Origin of the sequence: Terrabacter sp. Ter38 (assembly GCF_024519435.1) — a bacterium.
Taxonomy (GTDB): domain Bacteria; phylum Actinomycetota; class Actinomycetes; order Actinomycetales; family Dermatophilaceae; genus Terrabacter.
In genome coordinates, this window is sequence record NZ_JALJRZ010000009.1 from 75,945 (window position 1) to 91,057 (window position 15,113).

General features: G+C 71.7%; 16 protein-coding genes. 9 read left to right on the plus strand and 7 right to left on the minus strand.

The window, feature by feature from the left end:
* Nucleotides 1-21: 21 nt before the first annotated feature.
* Nucleotides 22-1,125 carry a DUF3866 family protein gene (locus NR112_RS17295; RefSeq protein ID WP_256795539.1) on the minus strand — a complete coding sequence of 368 codons (1,104 nt, stop codon included), beginning with the start codon at nucleotides 1,123-1,125 and terminating at the stop codon, nucleotides 22-24.
* 78 nt (nucleotides 1,126-1,203) lie between these two features.
* Here NR112_RS17295 and NR112_RS17300 point away from each other — a divergent pair, with 78 nt between their 5' ends.
* The 7 genes from NR112_RS17300 (at nucleotide 1,204) to NR112_RS17330 (ending at nucleotide 8,866) form a co-directional block, all read left to right on the plus strand.
* Entirely contained in the window at nucleotides 1,204-2,235 is a 1,032-nt protein-coding gene (locus NR112_RS17300) for a YafY family protein (protein WP_256795540.1), read from the plus strand.
* Nucleotides 2,232-3,224 (plus strand): YafY family protein, encoded by a 993-nt coding sequence (locus NR112_RS17305; RefSeq protein WP_256795541.1) that lies wholly within the window; start codon nucleotides 2,232-2,234, stop codon nucleotides 3,222-3,224. Before NR112_RS17300 ends, NR112_RS17305 begins: the two co-directional genes overlap by 4 nt.
* Nucleotides 3,225-3,430: 206 nt before the next feature.
* Nucleotides 3,431-3,796: a Sec-independent protein translocase subunit TatA gene (gene tatA, locus NR112_RS17310; protein WP_256795542.1), complete on the plus strand. Its 366-nt coding sequence runs from the start codon at nucleotides 3,431-3,433 to the stop codon at nucleotides 3,794-3,796.
* A gap of 39 nt (nucleotides 3,797-3,835) precedes the next feature.
* Nucleotides 3,836-4,642 carry a twin-arginine translocase subunit TatC gene (gene tatC / locus NR112_RS17315; protein ID WP_256795543.1) on the plus strand — a complete coding sequence of 269 codons (807 nt, stop codon included), beginning with the start codon at nucleotides 3,836-3,838 and terminating at the stop codon, nucleotides 4,640-4,642.
* Between the two features lie 9 nt (nucleotides 4,643-4,651).
* Nucleotides 4,652-5,557 carry a YegS/Rv2252/BmrU family lipid kinase gene (locus NR112_RS17320; RefSeq protein WP_256795544.1) on the plus strand — a complete coding sequence of 302 codons (906 nt, stop codon included), beginning with the start codon at nucleotides 4,652-4,654 and terminating at the stop codon, nucleotides 5,555-5,557.
* Complete coding sequence (locus NR112_RS17325; protein WP_256795545.1) at nucleotides 5,554-8,433, plus strand: RNA helicase; 2,880 nt, start codon at nucleotides 5,554-5,556, stop codon at nucleotides 8,431-8,433. The genes NR112_RS17320 and NR112_RS17325 overlap by 4 nt, the downstream gene beginning before the upstream one ends.
* A 232-nt stretch (nucleotides 8,434-8,665) precedes the next feature.
* Nucleotides 8,666-8,866 (plus strand): cold-shock protein, encoded by a 201-nt coding sequence (locus tag NR112_RS17330; RefSeq protein WP_020144233.1) that lies wholly within the window; start codon nucleotides 8,666-8,668, stop codon nucleotides 8,864-8,866.
* A gap of 212 nt (nucleotides 8,867-9,078) precedes the next feature.
* Here the strand turns inward: NR112_RS17330 and NR112_RS17335 are convergent, their stop codons facing one another.
* Together NR112_RS17335 and NR112_RS17340 are read right to left on the minus strand one after the other, a co-directional pair.
* Entirely contained in the window at nucleotides 9,079-9,303 is a 225-nt protein-coding gene (locus NR112_RS17335; RefSeq protein WP_256795546.1) for a hypothetical protein, read from the minus strand.
* A 129-nt stretch (nucleotides 9,304-9,432) separates the two neighbouring features.
* On the minus strand, nucleotides 9,433-10,353 hold the full coding sequence (locus NR112_RS17340; RefSeq protein WP_374512955.1) for a 5'-3' exonuclease H3TH domain-containing protein: 921 nt from the start codon (nucleotides 10,351-10,353) through the stop codon (nucleotides 9,433-9,435).
* Between the two features lie 85 nt (nucleotides 10,354-10,438).
* Here NR112_RS17340 and NR112_RS17345 point away from each other — a divergent pair, with 85 nt between their 5' ends.
* Both NR112_RS17345 and NR112_RS17350 read left to right on the plus strand, forming a co-directional pair.
* The gene (locus tag NR112_RS17345) at nucleotides 10,439-11,272 is read left to right on the plus strand and encodes an SGNH/GDSL hydrolase family protein (RefSeq protein ID WP_256795547.1); all 834 of its coding nucleotides are present in this window, start codon (nucleotides 10,439-10,441) and stop codon (nucleotides 11,270-11,272) included.
* A 40-nt stretch (nucleotides 11,273-11,312) separates the two neighbouring features.
* Entirely contained in the window at nucleotides 11,313-11,771 is a 459-nt protein-coding gene (locus tag NR112_RS17350) for an Lrp/AsnC family transcriptional regulator (protein ID WP_256795548.1), read from the plus strand.
* Nucleotides 11,772-11,880: 109 nt separating this feature from the next.
* Here the strand turns inward: NR112_RS17350 and NR112_RS17355 are convergent, their stop codons facing one another.
* The 4 genes from NR112_RS17355 to NR112_RS17370 are packed head-to-tail and all read right to left on the minus strand — an operon-like array spanning nucleotide 11,881 to nucleotide 15,021.
* Entirely contained in the window at nucleotides 11,881-13,176 is a 1,296-nt protein-coding gene (locus tag NR112_RS17355; protein ID WP_256795549.1) for a multidrug effflux MFS transporter, read from the minus strand.
* Entirely contained in the window at nucleotides 13,173-13,670 is a 498-nt protein-coding gene (gene ybaK, locus NR112_RS17360; protein ID WP_256795550.1) for a Cys-tRNA(Pro) deacylase, read from the minus strand. Before ybaK ends, NR112_RS17355 begins: the two co-directional genes overlap by 4 nt.
* Nucleotides 13,670-14,290, minus strand: a complete 621-nt coding sequence (locus NR112_RS17365; RefSeq protein ID WP_256795551.1) for a TetR/AcrR family transcriptional regulator — start codon at nucleotides 14,288-14,290, stop codon at nucleotides 13,670-13,672. The genes ybaK and NR112_RS17365 overlap by 1 nt, the downstream gene beginning before the upstream one ends.
* On the minus strand, nucleotides 14,287-15,021 hold the full coding sequence (locus NR112_RS17370; protein ID WP_256795552.1) for a VOC family protein: 735 nt from the start codon (nucleotides 15,019-15,021) through the stop codon (nucleotides 14,287-14,289). The genes NR112_RS17365 and NR112_RS17370 overlap by 4 nt, the downstream gene beginning before the upstream one ends.
* Between the last annotated feature and the right edge of the window lie 92 nt (nucleotides 15,022-15,113).

Consider the following 15,113-nt stretch of genomic DNA (forward strand, 5'->3'; position numbering starts at 1 on the left):
TCGCTCGCCGGCCCTGAGGGGTCAGCGACCCGCGAGAACCAACTGGGCGGCATACCGCCCCGCGACGGCCGCGCCGAGGAATCCGGCGCGGTCGTCGTCGTACCCGCGCCCCATCGTCCGCAGGAGCACCGGTGTGTCGCGCAACGCCGCGTCGAGCCCGTCGGTCGCCACCTCACGGAGCGTCAGCCGTCCCCGGCTCGCGGTGCACAGGGCCCGAGCCTGCTCGAGCACCCGCACGCCCACGTCGCCGGGGAGCAGCGGCACCGGCACGTCGCCGGGCACGAGCGCGACGCGGGCGTATGCCGTCAGGCTGTGATGCGAGACCCCGCGGTGGCGCTCGCGCGGGTCGGCCTCAGAGATCCGCAGGGAGCAGACGGGACGGCCGCCGAGGGTCCCCGCAGCGTTGACGGCCTCGCCCGCCGAGGTGCCGGAGAAGCCCCACCGCGTGCCCGTGCCGAGGTTGCCCGGCCCCTGCGACACGACGACGAGGTCGGCGCCGACGACGTGGTGCGCGGCCAGCAGGCCGGTGTGGACGTTCACCGCCTCGAGATCGCCGCCGAAGGCCTGCCCGACCGTGATCGCCGCCTCGAGCCAGCCGGCCTCGCGCAGCCCGGCCACCGTCCGGGAGAAGTCGATGGGCAACGCACCGCCGTCGGTCATGACGTACGCGATCCGCAGGGACGGCGCGGCGTCACGCACGCCCGCGAGCACCGCGGGCAGGGCTGAGTGGAGGTCGGCCACGACGACCGGAAGGCCTGCGACGTCGTCGGCATCGGCGAGCACCGCGTGGTGCTCGCTGTCCTGCTCGTCCACGCCGAGGACCATCGTCTGGGAGGGCGTGTAGCGCGCCTTGACGACGTGGCCCGGGACGGCCGTGACGTCGTCGACGGGAGGGGGGAGCGCGTCGGGTGCGGCGACGACGATGGCGAGGCCGCCGGTGCCCAGGCCACGTTCGAGGGCGGTCGTGTTGAGCAGCACGGCGGTCCCGGGGGTGAGGTCGCCGACGACGTCGACGTAGCCGAGCGCCCGGACGACGTCACCGGACGCCAGCCGGACGGCATACTCGACCGCACCCGCCCAGCGAGAGCGCACCTCGACCACGACACCCCGGCGCCACTGGATCATGGGGTGACCCTATTCGATCGCATGTTCGGGTAGCGTCGGACTGCCCCCACGCGCCGCGCCCCTCTCAGGAAGGTCTCGATGAGCCCTGCGTCTGCCTCGGCCGACAAGACCGAACGGCTGCTCAACCTCATCCTCGCGCTGAAGTCCGCGCGGCGACCGGTCTCGAAGCAGAAGATCCGCGAGTCGCTGCCGGCCTACGCCGCTGCGACCTCCGACGAGGCCTTCGACCGGATGTTCGAGCGGGACAAGGACGAGCTGCGCGAGATGGGCATCCCCATCACGACGACGGTCCTCGACGTCCTCTTCGACGACGAGGTTGGCTACCGCATCGACGCGAGCGAGACCACGCTGCCCGCTATCAGCTTCGAGGCCGACGAGGTCGCCGCGCTGGCGCTGGCCGCCCGTGCGTGGTCCACGGCGAGCATCTCGGGCGCCGCGTCCGCGGGCCTGCGCAAGCTGCGCCTCTCGGGCGTCGAGATCGACGAGTCCGTGGCCGCCGGTGCCGAGCCGCGCATCCGCACCAAGGAGCCGGCCTTCGAGGCCGTCCACGCCGCGGTGTCGGCCCTGCAGCCCATCACCTTCGACTACCGCAGGAACGACGGCGAGCTCACGACCCGTCACGTGCAGCCCTGGGCGCTGAAGAACTGGCACGGCCGCTGGTATCTCACCGGCTTCGACGTCGACCGCGGTGACGAGCGCGCCTTCCGCCTGAGCCGCTTCGAGGGCACCGTCCGTCGCAAGGGACGGGCGGGTTCGTATGCCGTCCCGTCCGACCACGTGCCCGAGGTGGCCCTCGAGGCGCAGCTGCCCGAGCCCGAGGGCACGGCCGTCGTGCGGGTGCGGCACGGGAGGGGCCACACCCTGCGTCGGCACGCCCAGCGCACGACCGAGGTCGACGAGCGATGGGCCGAGATCGAGGTGCCCTACCGCCGCGGCACGACCGAGCGCGACGTCGTCGCCCTCGGCACGCACGCCGTCGCCGTCTCGCCGCCCGAGCTCGTCGTCGGGGTGAGGTCCGCGCTGCAGGCCGTGCTGGAGGCGCAGGAGGTGCCGGCGGGGCAGGTGGGGCATCCCGACGACGTGCAGGTGCAGATGGAGGACCACGCATGAGCGCCCCACGACGCAATGCGGCACGGCGCGCCCCCGAGACGGCCACGCAGCGCCTGGGTCGGCTGCTCGACATGGTCCCGTGGCTGCTGCAGCACCGGGGCGTGTCGATCGCCGAGGCGGCACAGGAGTTCGGCGTCGACGCGCAGCAGGTCGTCGAGGACCTCGAGCTGCTCTTCGTCTGCGGCACGCCCGGCTACGGCCATGCCGAGCTCATCGACGCCCAGTGGGACAGCGGCCACATCTACCTCGACAACGCCGACGACATCGCGGCCCCGATGCGCCTGACGCGTGACGAGGCCGTGACCCTGACCGCCGGCCTGCAGGCCCTGGGGTCGACGCTCGTCGGCTCCGACGTCGCCGAGCGCACCCTCGCGAAGATCCGCGCAGCGGCCGCGACGACCGTCGGCGAGCCCACGGGCCGGATCGACCTCGACCTCGACGACGGGAGCCAGCACCCGGCCATGGCGACCCTCAAGGACGCCTTCGCCCGCGGTCGGCGGGTCCACCTGCGCTACTACGTCGCGACGCGTGACGAGTCGACCGAGCGCGACGTCGACATCATGCGGATCCTCAACCTCGACGCCCAGTGGTACGTCGAGGGCTACTGCCATCGCGCCGAGGACGTCCGGCTCTTCCGGCTCGACCGCATCGAGGACGCCTCGGTGCTCGACGTCGACGGCACGCCGCCGGCGGACGCCCGTCCGCGCGACCTCGACGACGTCTTCGTCCCCGGCGAGAACGACGTCACCGTCGTCATCGAGGCCAGCCGGTGGGCGGCGTGGATCGCCGACTACTACCCCAACGAGGGCGTCGAGCGCGGCCCCGACGGGTCGCTGCGGGTCACGCTCAAGGTGGCCGACCCCGCCCTCGTGCGTCGGCTCGTGCTGCGTCTCGGGGGAGAGGCGCGGGTGCTCCAGCCGCCCGAGCTCGTCGAGGCGGTCGCCGTGGAGGCTCGATCGGCGCTGGCTGCGTACGACCCGAACGGCTGACCTCCGACGCGCCGGCGAGGGTGAGGGGACGGAGGACTGGTGTCCATCAGGTGACCACGGATGTCCACATAGCGGCCAGTTCGCCGTTCTCCCGGGCGTCGCACGGTCGAGGTGGTGGCGGACGCACGTATGCTGGAGACCTGCAGCACCGAGGCTGCACCATGACGGTTCGGATCCGGACCGGCTTTCGACGAGGAGACGTAACCATGCCCAACCTGGGTGCCCCCGAACTCATCATCATCGCGGTCGTGCTCATCGCCCTGTTCGGCTGGAAGAAGCTCCCCGACATGGCCCGCAGCCTCGGCCGCTCCGCCCGGGTCTTCAAGTCCGAGGTCGACGAGCTGAAGAAGGACGGCAAGCCCGTCCCGAGCGACGCCTCGAAGACGACGGTGCCGGGTGACGTCGTGGACGCCGAAGCCGAGCGCCGCGCTGCCGAGGCCCGTCTCGCCGACGCCGAGCGCCGCGCCGCCGAGGCCCGCGCCGAGGCCGACCGCCTCCGTGCCGCCGCCTCCAGCCCGACGACGACGCCGACGTCGACCACCGACGACACCCGTCGCGACACGACGTTCTGAGTGGGTCGGATCCCGAACCCATCACACGGAGCCTCCTGAATGCCGTCACTGCGACGCCAGCGCGACCCCGAGGGGCGGATGTCGCTCGGCGATCACCTCCGTGAGCTGCGCAACCGCATCACGATCAGCGCCATCGCCATCGTCATCGGCGGGGTCCTGGGTTGGATCTACTACGACCAGGTCATCAACGCCCTGACCAAGCCCCTGCGGGAGCTGCAGGTCGGCCGCGAGGGCGTCGTCAACATCAACTTCGCCGGCATGACGGACGCCTTCGCGCTCCAGCTGACGACCTCGCTGTCCGTCGGGCTCATCCTCGCCTCGCCGGTCTGGCTCTTCCAGATCTGGGGCTTCATCGTCCCTGGCCTGACGAAGAAGGAGAAGCTGCTCGCCCGGCTCTTCGTCGTCGCCGCGGTGCCGCTCTTCCTCGCGGGGTGCTTCTTCGCGTTCATCATGGTGCCCAAGGCCGTGGCGGTGCTGCTCGGCTTCACTCCCGAGGGTGCCTACAACCTGCAGGACGGCTCGCAGTACCTCAACTTCGTCCTCAAGTTCATCGTCGCCTTCGGGTGCGCGTTCCTGCTCCCGGTGTTCCTCGTCGCGCTCAACCTCGTGGGCGTGCTCCGGGCGCAGGCCATGCTCAAGGGCTGGCGCCCGGCTGTCATGATCATCCTCGTCTTCGCGGCGGTCATGACCCCGACGCCCGACGCCTACACCATGCTCTTCCTCGCCAGTCCCATGGTGCTGCTCTACTTCGCCTCGGTCGGGGTCGCCTTCCTGCTCGACCGGCGCAAGGAGGAGCACAAGCCCGACTGGTTGGACGTCCCCGACGACGAGGCCTCTGCCCTGTAGCGTTCGGGTGTGTCCCAGCGTGTCGCCCTGATCGTCAACCCCACCTCGGGGAAGGGCGTCGGCCGAGCGATGGGCGAGGAGACGCGCAGGCTGCTCCTCCAGGCGGGTCATGACGTCGTCGACGTCTCGGGCAGCAACTACCAGCAGGCCCGCACGCGGGCCCGCGAGGCCGTGGCCGACGGCGTCGGCACGGTGGTCGTCGTCGGGGGTGACGGCATGGTCCACCTCGGGGTCAACCTCTGCGCCGGTACGACGTCGCGCCTCGCCGTCGTCGCCGCCGGCACGGGCAACGACTTCGCCCGCAACCTCGGCCTACCGGTCCGTGACCCCCGCGGGGCGGTCGCGCTCCTCGCCGATGGCCGGACGCGCGAGATCGACCTCGGTCGCGTGACCCACGGCGTGGCGGGCGAGACGTGGTTCGGTGGCGTCCTCGGTGCCGGCTTCGACGCCGTCGTCAACGCGCGCGCGCAGCGCATGACCTGGCCGCGGGGGCAGATGCGCTACAACCTCGCGGTCATGCGTGAGCTCCCGGTCTTCCGCCCCATCCCGTACGCCGTCGAGCTCGACGGTCACCGCCTCGAGACGCGGGCGATGCTCGTGGCCGTCGCCAACACGACGTCCTTCGGCGGGGGCATGCGCGTGTGTCCCGATGCCGACGTCACCGACGGTCTCTTCGACGTCATGATCGTCCACGCGCTGTCGATCCCGTCGTTCCTCCGGGTCTTTCCCAAGGTCTACTCCGGAACCCACACCACCCACCCGGCCGTCGAGATCCATCGCGCCCGGCGAGTTCGCTTGGAGGCGAGCGGTATCCACTCACAGGCAGATGGCGAGACGTTCGCCGACCTACCGATCGACGCCGAGGTCGTGCCCGGTGCCCTGCGCGTCGTGGCCCCGATGGAGGTGCCCTCGTGATCGCCACGTGGCCGAGGCTCGCGGAGTTCGCCGCGCGTCTCGACTTCCCGCTCGACGACTTCCAGACCGAGGCCTGTCGCGCCGTCGAGGAGGGCCGTGGCGTCCTCGTGGCGGCTCCCACGGGAGCCGGCAAGACGATCGTCGGCGAGTTCGCGGTACACCTGGCCCTCGCGACGGGACGCAAGGCGTTCTACACGACCCCGATCAAGGCCCTGTCCAACCAGAAGTACGCCGACCTCGTGCGCGTCCACGGCGCCGACCGGGTCGGCCTGCTGACCGGTGACGCCTCGATCAACGGCGAGGCCCCGATCGTCGTCATGACGACCGAGGTCCTGCGCAACATGATGTACGCGGGCTCGACGACCCTTCGCGGGCTCGGCTGGGTCGTCATGGACGAGGTCCACTACCTCGCCGACCGTTTCCGCGGGGCGGTGTGGGAGGAGGTCATCATCCACCTGCCTCCGGACGTCAGCGTCGTGTCGCTGTCGGCGACGGTGAGCAACGCCGAGGAGTTCGGCGCCTGGCTCGGGGAGGTGCGCGGCGACACCGAGGTCATCGTCTCGGAGCACCGTCCCGTGCCGCTGTGGCAGCACATGATGGTCGGCCAGACCCTCTTCGACCTCTTCGTCGAGGAGCGCGACGGCCGCGAGGACGACGAGCACTTCGTGGACGCACCGGGTCGCTACTCGGTGAGCGTCAACCCCGACCTCGTGCACGCCATCCGCGGCACCGAGGGTCGGGGGGCGTGGGACTCGCACTGGGTCAGCTCGCGCGGGGGTCGCGACAAGGGCCGTCCGCGCGGCAAGGGCGCGCGGGGCGGGTCCGGGGGCGGGGAGCGCGGCGGACGGGACGACTGGGCCGGTCGAGGTCGGCGCGGCGCCGACACCCCGGCCCTGCGCGGGCCCGGTGGCGGCGACGGCGGACGTGGCTTCGCCCGTGGTGGTCGTCCCGGCGGCGGGGCCACCCGCGCCGAGGTCATCGGGCGCCTCGAGCGCGAGGGACTGCTGCCGGCGATCACCTTCATCTTCAGCCGCGCGGGCTGCGACGGCGCCGTCGGGCAGCTGCTGTCGAGCGGCATGCGCCTCATCCCCGAGTCCGAGGGTGAGGCCAACCGTCGCCTCGTCGAGGAGCGCATCCAGGGCCTGGCCGAGGAGGACCTCTCGGTGCTCGGCTACTGGGACTTCGTCGACGGCCTCGCCCGTGGGTTCGCCGCCCACCACGCCGGCATGCTGCCGACCTTCCGCGAGATCGTCGAAGAGCTGTTCACCGCCGGCCGGGTCAGGGCCGTCTTCGCGACGGAGACCCTGGCGCTGGGCATCAACATGCCGGCGCGGACGGTCGTGCTCGAGAAGCTCGTGAAGTTCAACGGCGAGAACCACGTCGACATCTCGCCCGCGGAGTACACCCAGCTCACCGGACGTGCCGGTCGCCGCGGCATCGACATCGAAGGCCATGCCGTCGTCCTCTGGAACCGTGGCCTCGACCCTGCGGGGGTCGCGGGCCTCGCCTCGACGCGCACCTACCCGCTGCGTTCGAGCTTCCGGCCGACCTACAACATGGCCGTCAACCTCGTGCGCCAGTTCGGTCGCGACAGCGCCCGCGAGATCCTCGAGACGTCGTTCGCCCAGTTCCAGGCCGACCGGGCCGTCGTGGGCTTCGTCCGCACGGTACGCCGCAACGAGGAGGCCCTTGCCGGCTACGCCGAGCACATGACGTGCCACCTCGGCGACTTCTCCGAGTACGCCGCGATCCGCAACGAGATCCGCGACGTCGAGAAGGAGGGGGCCAGGGCCCGGTCGGCGTCGATGCGCACGGCCGCGGCGATCTCCCTGGAGTCGCTGAAGATCGGTGACATCGTGCGCATCCCCGCCGGACGCCACAGCGGTCTGGCCGTCGTCGTCATGCCCAACCGTGGCGGCAAGGGGGAGTCGGCGTCGCCCGCCGTCGTCACCGAGGACCACCAGCTGCGCCGGCTGACCCTGCACGACGTGCCGACGCCCCTGGAGCCGCTCGGGTCGATGCGCGTGCCCAAGCAGTTCAACGCCCGCAACCCCAAGGCCCGTCGCGAGCTGGCGGCGACCCTGCGCGCGACGATGCCGCACGACCCGCCGCCACGTCGCCGAGCGTCCGACGGCGACCCGACGGACGACCGTGTCGACGAGCTGCGTCGGCAGATGAAGGCGCACCCGTGCCACCGCTGCCCCGACCGCGAGAACCACGCCCGTTGGGCTGAGCGCTGGTGGCGCCTGCGGCGTGAGACCGACGGCATCCAGCGCAAGATCGACGGCCGCACGAACTCCGTCGCCAAGACGTTCGACCGCATCTGCGAGCTGCTCGTCGAGATGGGCTACCTCGGCGTCGGCGGTCAGACGGTCACCGTCGACGGCGACCGCCTGCGCCAGCTCTACACCGAGAAGGACCTGCTCGCCGCCGAGTCGCTGCGCGAGGGGGTCTGGCGCCGCCTCGACCCGCCGTCGCTGGCCGCCATCGTGTCGACGCTCGTGCACGAGCCGCGCCGGGAGGAGACCGGACTCACGCCGCGGTGGCCCAACGACGACGTGCGCGAGGCGTACGACCGGATGATCCGGATCTGGTCCGACCTCGAGGATGCCGAGGGGGCCCTGACGCTCCCACGCACGGGTATGCCGGACGGTGGCCTCGCGTGGGCCATGCACCGGTGGGCGAGCGGGCAGCGCCTCGAGGACGTGCTGCGGGGGACCGACCTCGCGGCCGGCGACTTCGTGCGTCGGTGCAAGCAGGTCATCGACCTGCTGGGTCAGCTGACCGACGCGGCGGACCCGGAGCTGGCGACGACGGCGCGGCGGGCCAGTGACGGCGTCCTGCGCGGGGTCGTGGCGGCCGACCGCCTCGACTGAGGGCGGAGGCCCCGAGACGCCTCCGTGCAGCCGGACGATTGTCGTCGCGAGCACCCGGTCGGCTATGGTTGGGGCACCGGTCGACGTTTTTGGTGCTCGTGTCTTCACACGCTCGCAAGGAACGCCATTGCGAGCGCAACTGTTTCTTCAGGGTTTCTGGAAAGTGGTCGCGTCTCTGCCGACCGGGGGTCGCTGACAAGCAACGACTCACTTCCACCCAAAGGAGAAAAACATGGCACAGGGAACCGTCAAGTGGTTCAACTCGGAGAAGGGCTTCGGCTTCATCGCCCCGACCGAGGGTCCCGACGTCTTCGTCCACTACTCGGAGATCACGGGCAACGGCTACCGTAGCCTCGAGGAGAACCAGGCCGTCGAGTTCGACGTCGAGCAGGGCCCCAAGGGCCCGCAGGCGATGCGCGTCCGCGCTCTCTGATCACTCGCTGATCTCGTCGGACCCACAGTCCGCACGACGAAGGCCGGTCCCCTCGGGGGCCGGCCTTTCGTCATGCCCGTGGTGAGTCGTGCCGCACCTGCGGGGCGGGTCATGAGGTCCCCGAAGCACCTCGCTCGCCCGCGCCGAGCCTCAGTGCCCCGTGGGCGGGGTCGAGGCCGAGCGTGGGCACGAGCGTCGTGCTCAGGTGGTGCTCAGAGCCGGGTCACACGCTCGAACGGGCTGTTGACGCGGACCACGCCGGACTCGAAGCGGAGGGTCACGGTGGCGGGGCTGCACGAGACGACGACGCCGAGTCCGTGACGCAGGTGAGAGACCCGGTCTCCGACCGAGAACTCCTCGATGTCCGGAGCAGGGGCCGGTCTGAACGGGCTGCTGGAGAGGTGGCGACGACGGTCGGGCGTTCCATGGGTGGGCACCCTTCAGTATGCGCCTTTCCGAGGCCCTGTGGTGACCCGCGGGTAGCCCTGGGACGCTCACGGACGCGTCCGGCCGCCGCAAAGGTAACCGTTCTGTGACGTCTCGGACGGCCTGGCGGGGCTCGTGGGTCAGTCGATGCCGAGGGCGGAGATGACCCGGTCGAAGGACGACGTGAGGCCGTGCTCGACGGCCAGGCGGGACATCAGGGCTGGGTCGGCCACGGCCGTCGGGGCAGTCAGGTCGATGTCGGGCACTGCGGCGTCCTTGGCCACGGCCACGACGCTCGGGGCGGCGTCGAGGTAGTCGCTGGCGGCCTCGAGTCGGGCGCGCTGGGCGCCCTTGATGGCCGGGTCGCCGGCGTCGATGGCGGCCCGGATCGCCTCGAGCGTGCCGTAGGTGGTGATGAGCTTGGCCGCGGTCTTCTCGCCGATGCCCGCGACGCCGGGCAGGCCGTCGCTCGTGTCGCCCCGCAGCACGGCCATGTCGCCGTAGGCGGGTCCGGTGGCCACGCCGTACTTCTCCGCCAGGAAGGCCTCGTCGACGAGGTCGGGTGAGCGTACGCCGCCGCGGGCCGTGTAGACGACCCGCACCTGGTTCGCGTCGTCGACGAGCTGGAAGAGGTCGCGGTCGCCCGTGACGATGTCGACGGGCATCCGGCCGCTGAACGCGGTGGCCAGCGTGCCGATGACGTCGTCGGCCTCGTAGCCGTCGACGCCGACCCGAGCGATGCCCAGCGCCGCCAGCGCGTCGACGATGATGGGTACCTGGACGCCGAGGGCCTCGGGCACGGTCTCGCCGGCGAGCTCGTCGGGCCCGGGCTCGGCGACGCGGTGGGCCTTGTAGGACGGGATGGCCTCGACTCGGAACGCCGGGCGCCAGTCGTTGTCCCAGCAGGCGACGAGGTGCGTCGGGCGACCTCGCTCGACGAGCGAGGCGATCATGTCGAGCAGTCCACGCACCGCGTTGGTCGGCACGCCGCTCGGCCCGATCACCTCGGGCACGCCGAAGAAGGCGCGGAAGTAGAGCGACGCTGAGTCGAGCAGGAGCATCCGGGGGGCTCGGGACGGCATACGCGAGAGGGTACCGGTCTCGGCGCCGCGCACCACGGCGACGGCGGTGCCGTACCGTCGACTCATGGGGCGAACGCGTCTCACCACACTCCTCCTGGTCCTCGCCGGGCTGAGCATGTCTCTCCTGGCATGCTCGGTGGCCGACAGCACGACCCCCGCGGGCCCGTCCGCCACCGCCTCGACGTCACTGGCCGCACCCGCCTCGGCGGTCGCCACGCCGACACACGTCGGCGACTGGCAGATCGTCGCCCTGGGTGACTCCGTTCCCTACGGAAGCGCCTGTGACTGCTCGCCGTACCCTGCGCTGACCGGCGCCGAGCTGAAGGATGTCTCCGGCACGGAGACCCTGACCACGAACGACTCGATCCCCGGCTACAGGACGTCGGACGTCCTCGAGCAGCTGCGGTCGGACGAGACGGTCAGGTCGCACGTCCGCACGGCCGACGTCCTGCTGCTGGAGGTCGGCGCCAACGACGTCCTCTACAGCCCGACCTGCGGGTACGACGCGCACTGCTACGACGGCGCCGTCTCGGCGATGAGCGGTCGGCTGCAGGAGATCGCCGCCAGCATCCAGGAGCTGACCTCGGGGCGGCCCGTGCTGGTCGTGCTGCTGGACTACTGGAGCGTCTGGTTGGGAGGACAGTACGCGGCCGCGAAGGGCCAGGCCTACGTCGACACGGCGGCGTACGTCACCGACCAGGTCAACTCGGTGGTCGCGTCCCGCGCCGCAGCCTCGACATGGCAGTACGTGGACCTGCGCGCGGCGTTCAAGGGCCCGACGTACGCCTACGACGAGACGCACTACCTCGCCCCGGACGGCGACCACCCGAACGCCGCGGGACACGGACGGATCGCGGAAGCCACCGTCGCCGTCATCCGCGCGTCTCTTCACCCCTAGGACGTCCACGCGCGTGGTCCACTGCACTAGCCTTCGGGCCATGGAAGATCTCGACCGCCGGCTCGTCGGCCTGCTGCTCACGGACGGCAGGATGAGCTATACGGACCTCGGCAGGGCGACGGGCCTGTCGACGTCGGCGGTGCACCAGCGGGTCCGGCGCCTCGAGGAACGGGGCGTCGTCACCGGCTACACCGCTCAGGTCTCACCCGACGCGCTCGGGCTTCCGCTCACGGCACTCATCTCGGTGACGCCCTTCGACCCGAGCGATCCCGACGACGTGCCCGAGCGGCTGCGCCACATCACCGAGATCGAGGACTGCCACTCGGTCGCCGGCGTCGAGAGCTACATCCTCAAGGTGCGGGTGCAGACGCCCGGCGACCTCGAGGACCTGCTGGCGCGCATCCGCTCGGCCGCGAGCGTCTCGACCCGCACGACCGTGGTGCTCTCGACGCCGTGGGAGGGCCGCAGCGCCTCGGCCGAGCCCCGCGAGACCGACTGAGCCCCGAGTCAGCGGTCGGACGGGTCCGTGTTCACGCCGCAGAGCACGATGGCGACGGTCTCGTCCGCGGCAGGGTGGTGGCCGGGTCCGGTTCAGCTCGGAGGGGCGTTCAGAGCTGCTCGATCGGCTCGAGGGCCGGGGAGCCCACGACGACGGTGACGTCGGCGAGACCGCGCCGCCGCATCGCCAGGCACCGGTGCCACCACCAGAGCCCGAGTGCGGCAAGCGTCATGGAGCCTGCCACGACGGCGAGGGTCGTCAGCGACCCGCTCACGAGCGGTGAGACCGCCCCCGCGACGACCGCGTTGACACACGTGCTGAGGAAGGACTGGAACGAGGAGACGGCGCCACGCTCCCGCGGTCGCAGGTCGAGCAGCGCGATCGACAGGATCGGGAAGACGAGGGACACGCCGAGCGAGGCGGCGGCCACGGGAACGACGGTCCACGGCAGCGTGGGCACGTCGACGAGCGCCTGGTAGGCGACCGCGAACCCGCCGCCGGCGAGGGCCACGAGGAAGCCGGCGAGGACGAAGGCCCCCTGTCGCACGCGACCGGCCAGGCGCCCCGTGAGGTACGAGCCGACCATCATGGTGACGACGAGCGGGACGAAGAGCACCCCGAAGTCGCGCTCGCCGAGCCCCAGGTGGTCGACGACGATCGCGGGCGCCGAGGAGATGTAGAGGAAGAGGGCGCCGAAGTTGAGGGCGATCGCGGCGCTGAGGCGCAGCACCGCGCCGTCGCCCGCAGCGGACGTGAACGACGCGAGCAGCGGCCGCGGCCGGAACGGGACCCGCTCAGCGGCCGGGTGCGTCTCGGGCAGCGACGTCAGCGTCAGCACGACGAGGAGCACTCCGTAGGCCGCGAGCACCCAGAAGATCGTGCGCCACGACCCCCAGCCCAGGATGGCGCCGCCGACGATCGGCGCGAGCGCCGGGGCGATGGCGAAGATCATCGAGATGTGGCTCATGAACCGCTGGGCGCGCGCCCCGTCGAAGAGGTCGCGCACCACCGTGCGCCCGACGATCATCCCGGCCCCGGCGACGAGGCCCTGGGCGCCGCGGGCGCACAGCAGGAGGGGCATGCTCGGTGCCAGCGCGCACAGGGCGCTGGTCACGGCATACAGCGCGCAGCCCGCGAGGATGACGGGACGACGACCGAGGGCATCGGACAGCGACCCGTGGAAGAGGCTCGCGACCGCGAAGGCGACGAGGTAGACGCTGACGGTCTGCTGCATCGCGACCTTGTCGACGCCGAGCTCGCGGGTCATCACCTCGAACGCCGGGAAGATCGCGTCGATCGTGAACGGCCCGACCATCGTCAGCGCCGCGAGGACGAGGACGAGCGGCAGCTGCGGCACGCGCGCTCGCGCCGGCGCGTCGCCGGACGCGTCGTGGGTCAGGGTCATGTGCGACCGATCCGGGCACGGCGGGCTCGGGTGACCGACGCGAGGTCCTCGGGCGACAGCCCGATGTCGAAGCCACGTCGTCCGCCGGAGACGTAGACCGTGCCGAAGCCGTATGCCGTCTCGTCGAGGACCGTGGGCAGCGCGCGCTTCTGCCCGACGGGGGAGATGCCGCCGAGGACGTAACCGGTGCTGCGCTCAGCCGCTGATGGGTCGGCCATCGTCACGCTCTTGACGCCGAGCGCCGCGGCGACGGCCTTGAGGTCGAGCTGGCCGTCGACGGGCACGACCCCCACCGCCAGCGTCGTGCCGGTGTCGACGAGCAGGGTCTTGAAGACGCGGGAGGGCTCGACACCGAGCGCGGCCGCCGCCTCGAGGCCATAGCTCGCCGCCGCGGGGTCGTGCTCGTAGGGGTGGCGGGAGTACGGGACGCCCGCGCGGTCGAGGGCGACGGTGGCCCGTGTGGACGGACCGTCAGCCTGGCGATGCCTGGCCATCAGGCGTCGCCGACGGACGCGAGTCCGTCCCAGATCGTCGTGACGACGAGGTCGGTGGCCTCGTCGGCCGTCGTGCCCGGGTGGGTGCTGCGCCAGACCGCGAGGCGCTCGCACCCGCCGATGAGGATCTCGGCCATGACGGTGACCCGACGCGGCTCGAGGGCCTCGAACGCCGGTAGGGTCCGCAGGCCCTCGGCGAACGCCTTGGCGGTCTGCTGGCGGATGCGTTCGACGCCCACCGACGCCTCGCCGATGAGGGCTCCCTCGGTGCGCAGCAGCGCGAACGCCTGGTCGTGCGCGTCGATGAAGGAGAAGAACGCGTGGACGACGCCGTGCACCCTTTCGCGGGCCGGTGCGGCGGGCTGGGCCGCCCACGAGTCGATGAGCGCGCCGAGCAGCTGCCCGCGGGCCCTCTCGATCGTCGCCGCCAGCAGGCCCTCCTTCGACCCGAAGTAGTCGTAGATCAGGGGCTTGGTGACGCCGACGAGCTCGGCGATCTCGTCCATCGTGGCGGCCTGGATGCCGCGGGCCGAGAAGACCCGCTCGGCCACGGCCAGCATCTGCGCCTCCCGTTCGGCGCGAGGCATGCGGACGCGGGTGCCGGGGGAGCGGGAAGTCACCGCCGCAGTCTACGGGTGCCCTCGCCGGCGCCCTGGACGCAGAACTCGTTGCCGTCGGGGTCGGCGAGCGGGGTCCCGCAGGTGTCCCCGTGGCCGGCGTCGAGCCGGGTGGCCCCGAGCGAGAGGAGGCGCTCGACCTCGGCGTCGAGGTCGCCGGGTGTCGTCGGGCTCACGTGGAGGTGCATGACGTTGCGCCCCGACCTCGGACGCACGGGCGGCCCTCCCCAGGCGATCTTCGCGCCGCCGCGGGGCGACTGGATGGTCGTCTCCCCGTCGTGGTCCCAGACGAGCGGCCAGCCCAGGGCCAGGCTCCAGAAGAGGCCGACCTCGCGGGTGCCGTCGCCGGCGAGCTCCCCGAGGAACGCGGTGTCGGCGAGGAAGGTGTTGCCCGCCTCGATGACGCAGAGCTCGTTGCCCTCCGGGTCCGCGAGCACGATGTGCCCCTCCTCCGGTGTCTGGCCGACGTCGAGGTGTCGGGCCCCGAGCCGCAGGGCCCGGTCGACCGTCGACTGCTGCTGCTCGGGAGTGGTGCTGGTCAGGTGCAGGTGGATCTGGTTGGGCCCGGTCCTGCGCTCACGCCCCGGCAGGAACCGGATCGAGATCTCCGGGTCCTCACCCGCGAGCACGACGCCGTCGGCGTCGGTCTCCCGCTCCAGCAGGCCCGCCCAGAAGGCTGCGAGGCGGATCGGGTCCGTCGCGTCGATGCAGAGCTCGATGAGGTTGCTGGTCATCGGGCGCTCGCCTCCGCTCGGTCGATGCACGTGGACGCGAGCCACGCTAGGTGGCGACGGGTCAGGGTGACAACGCAGTTCTAGGTCCGGGC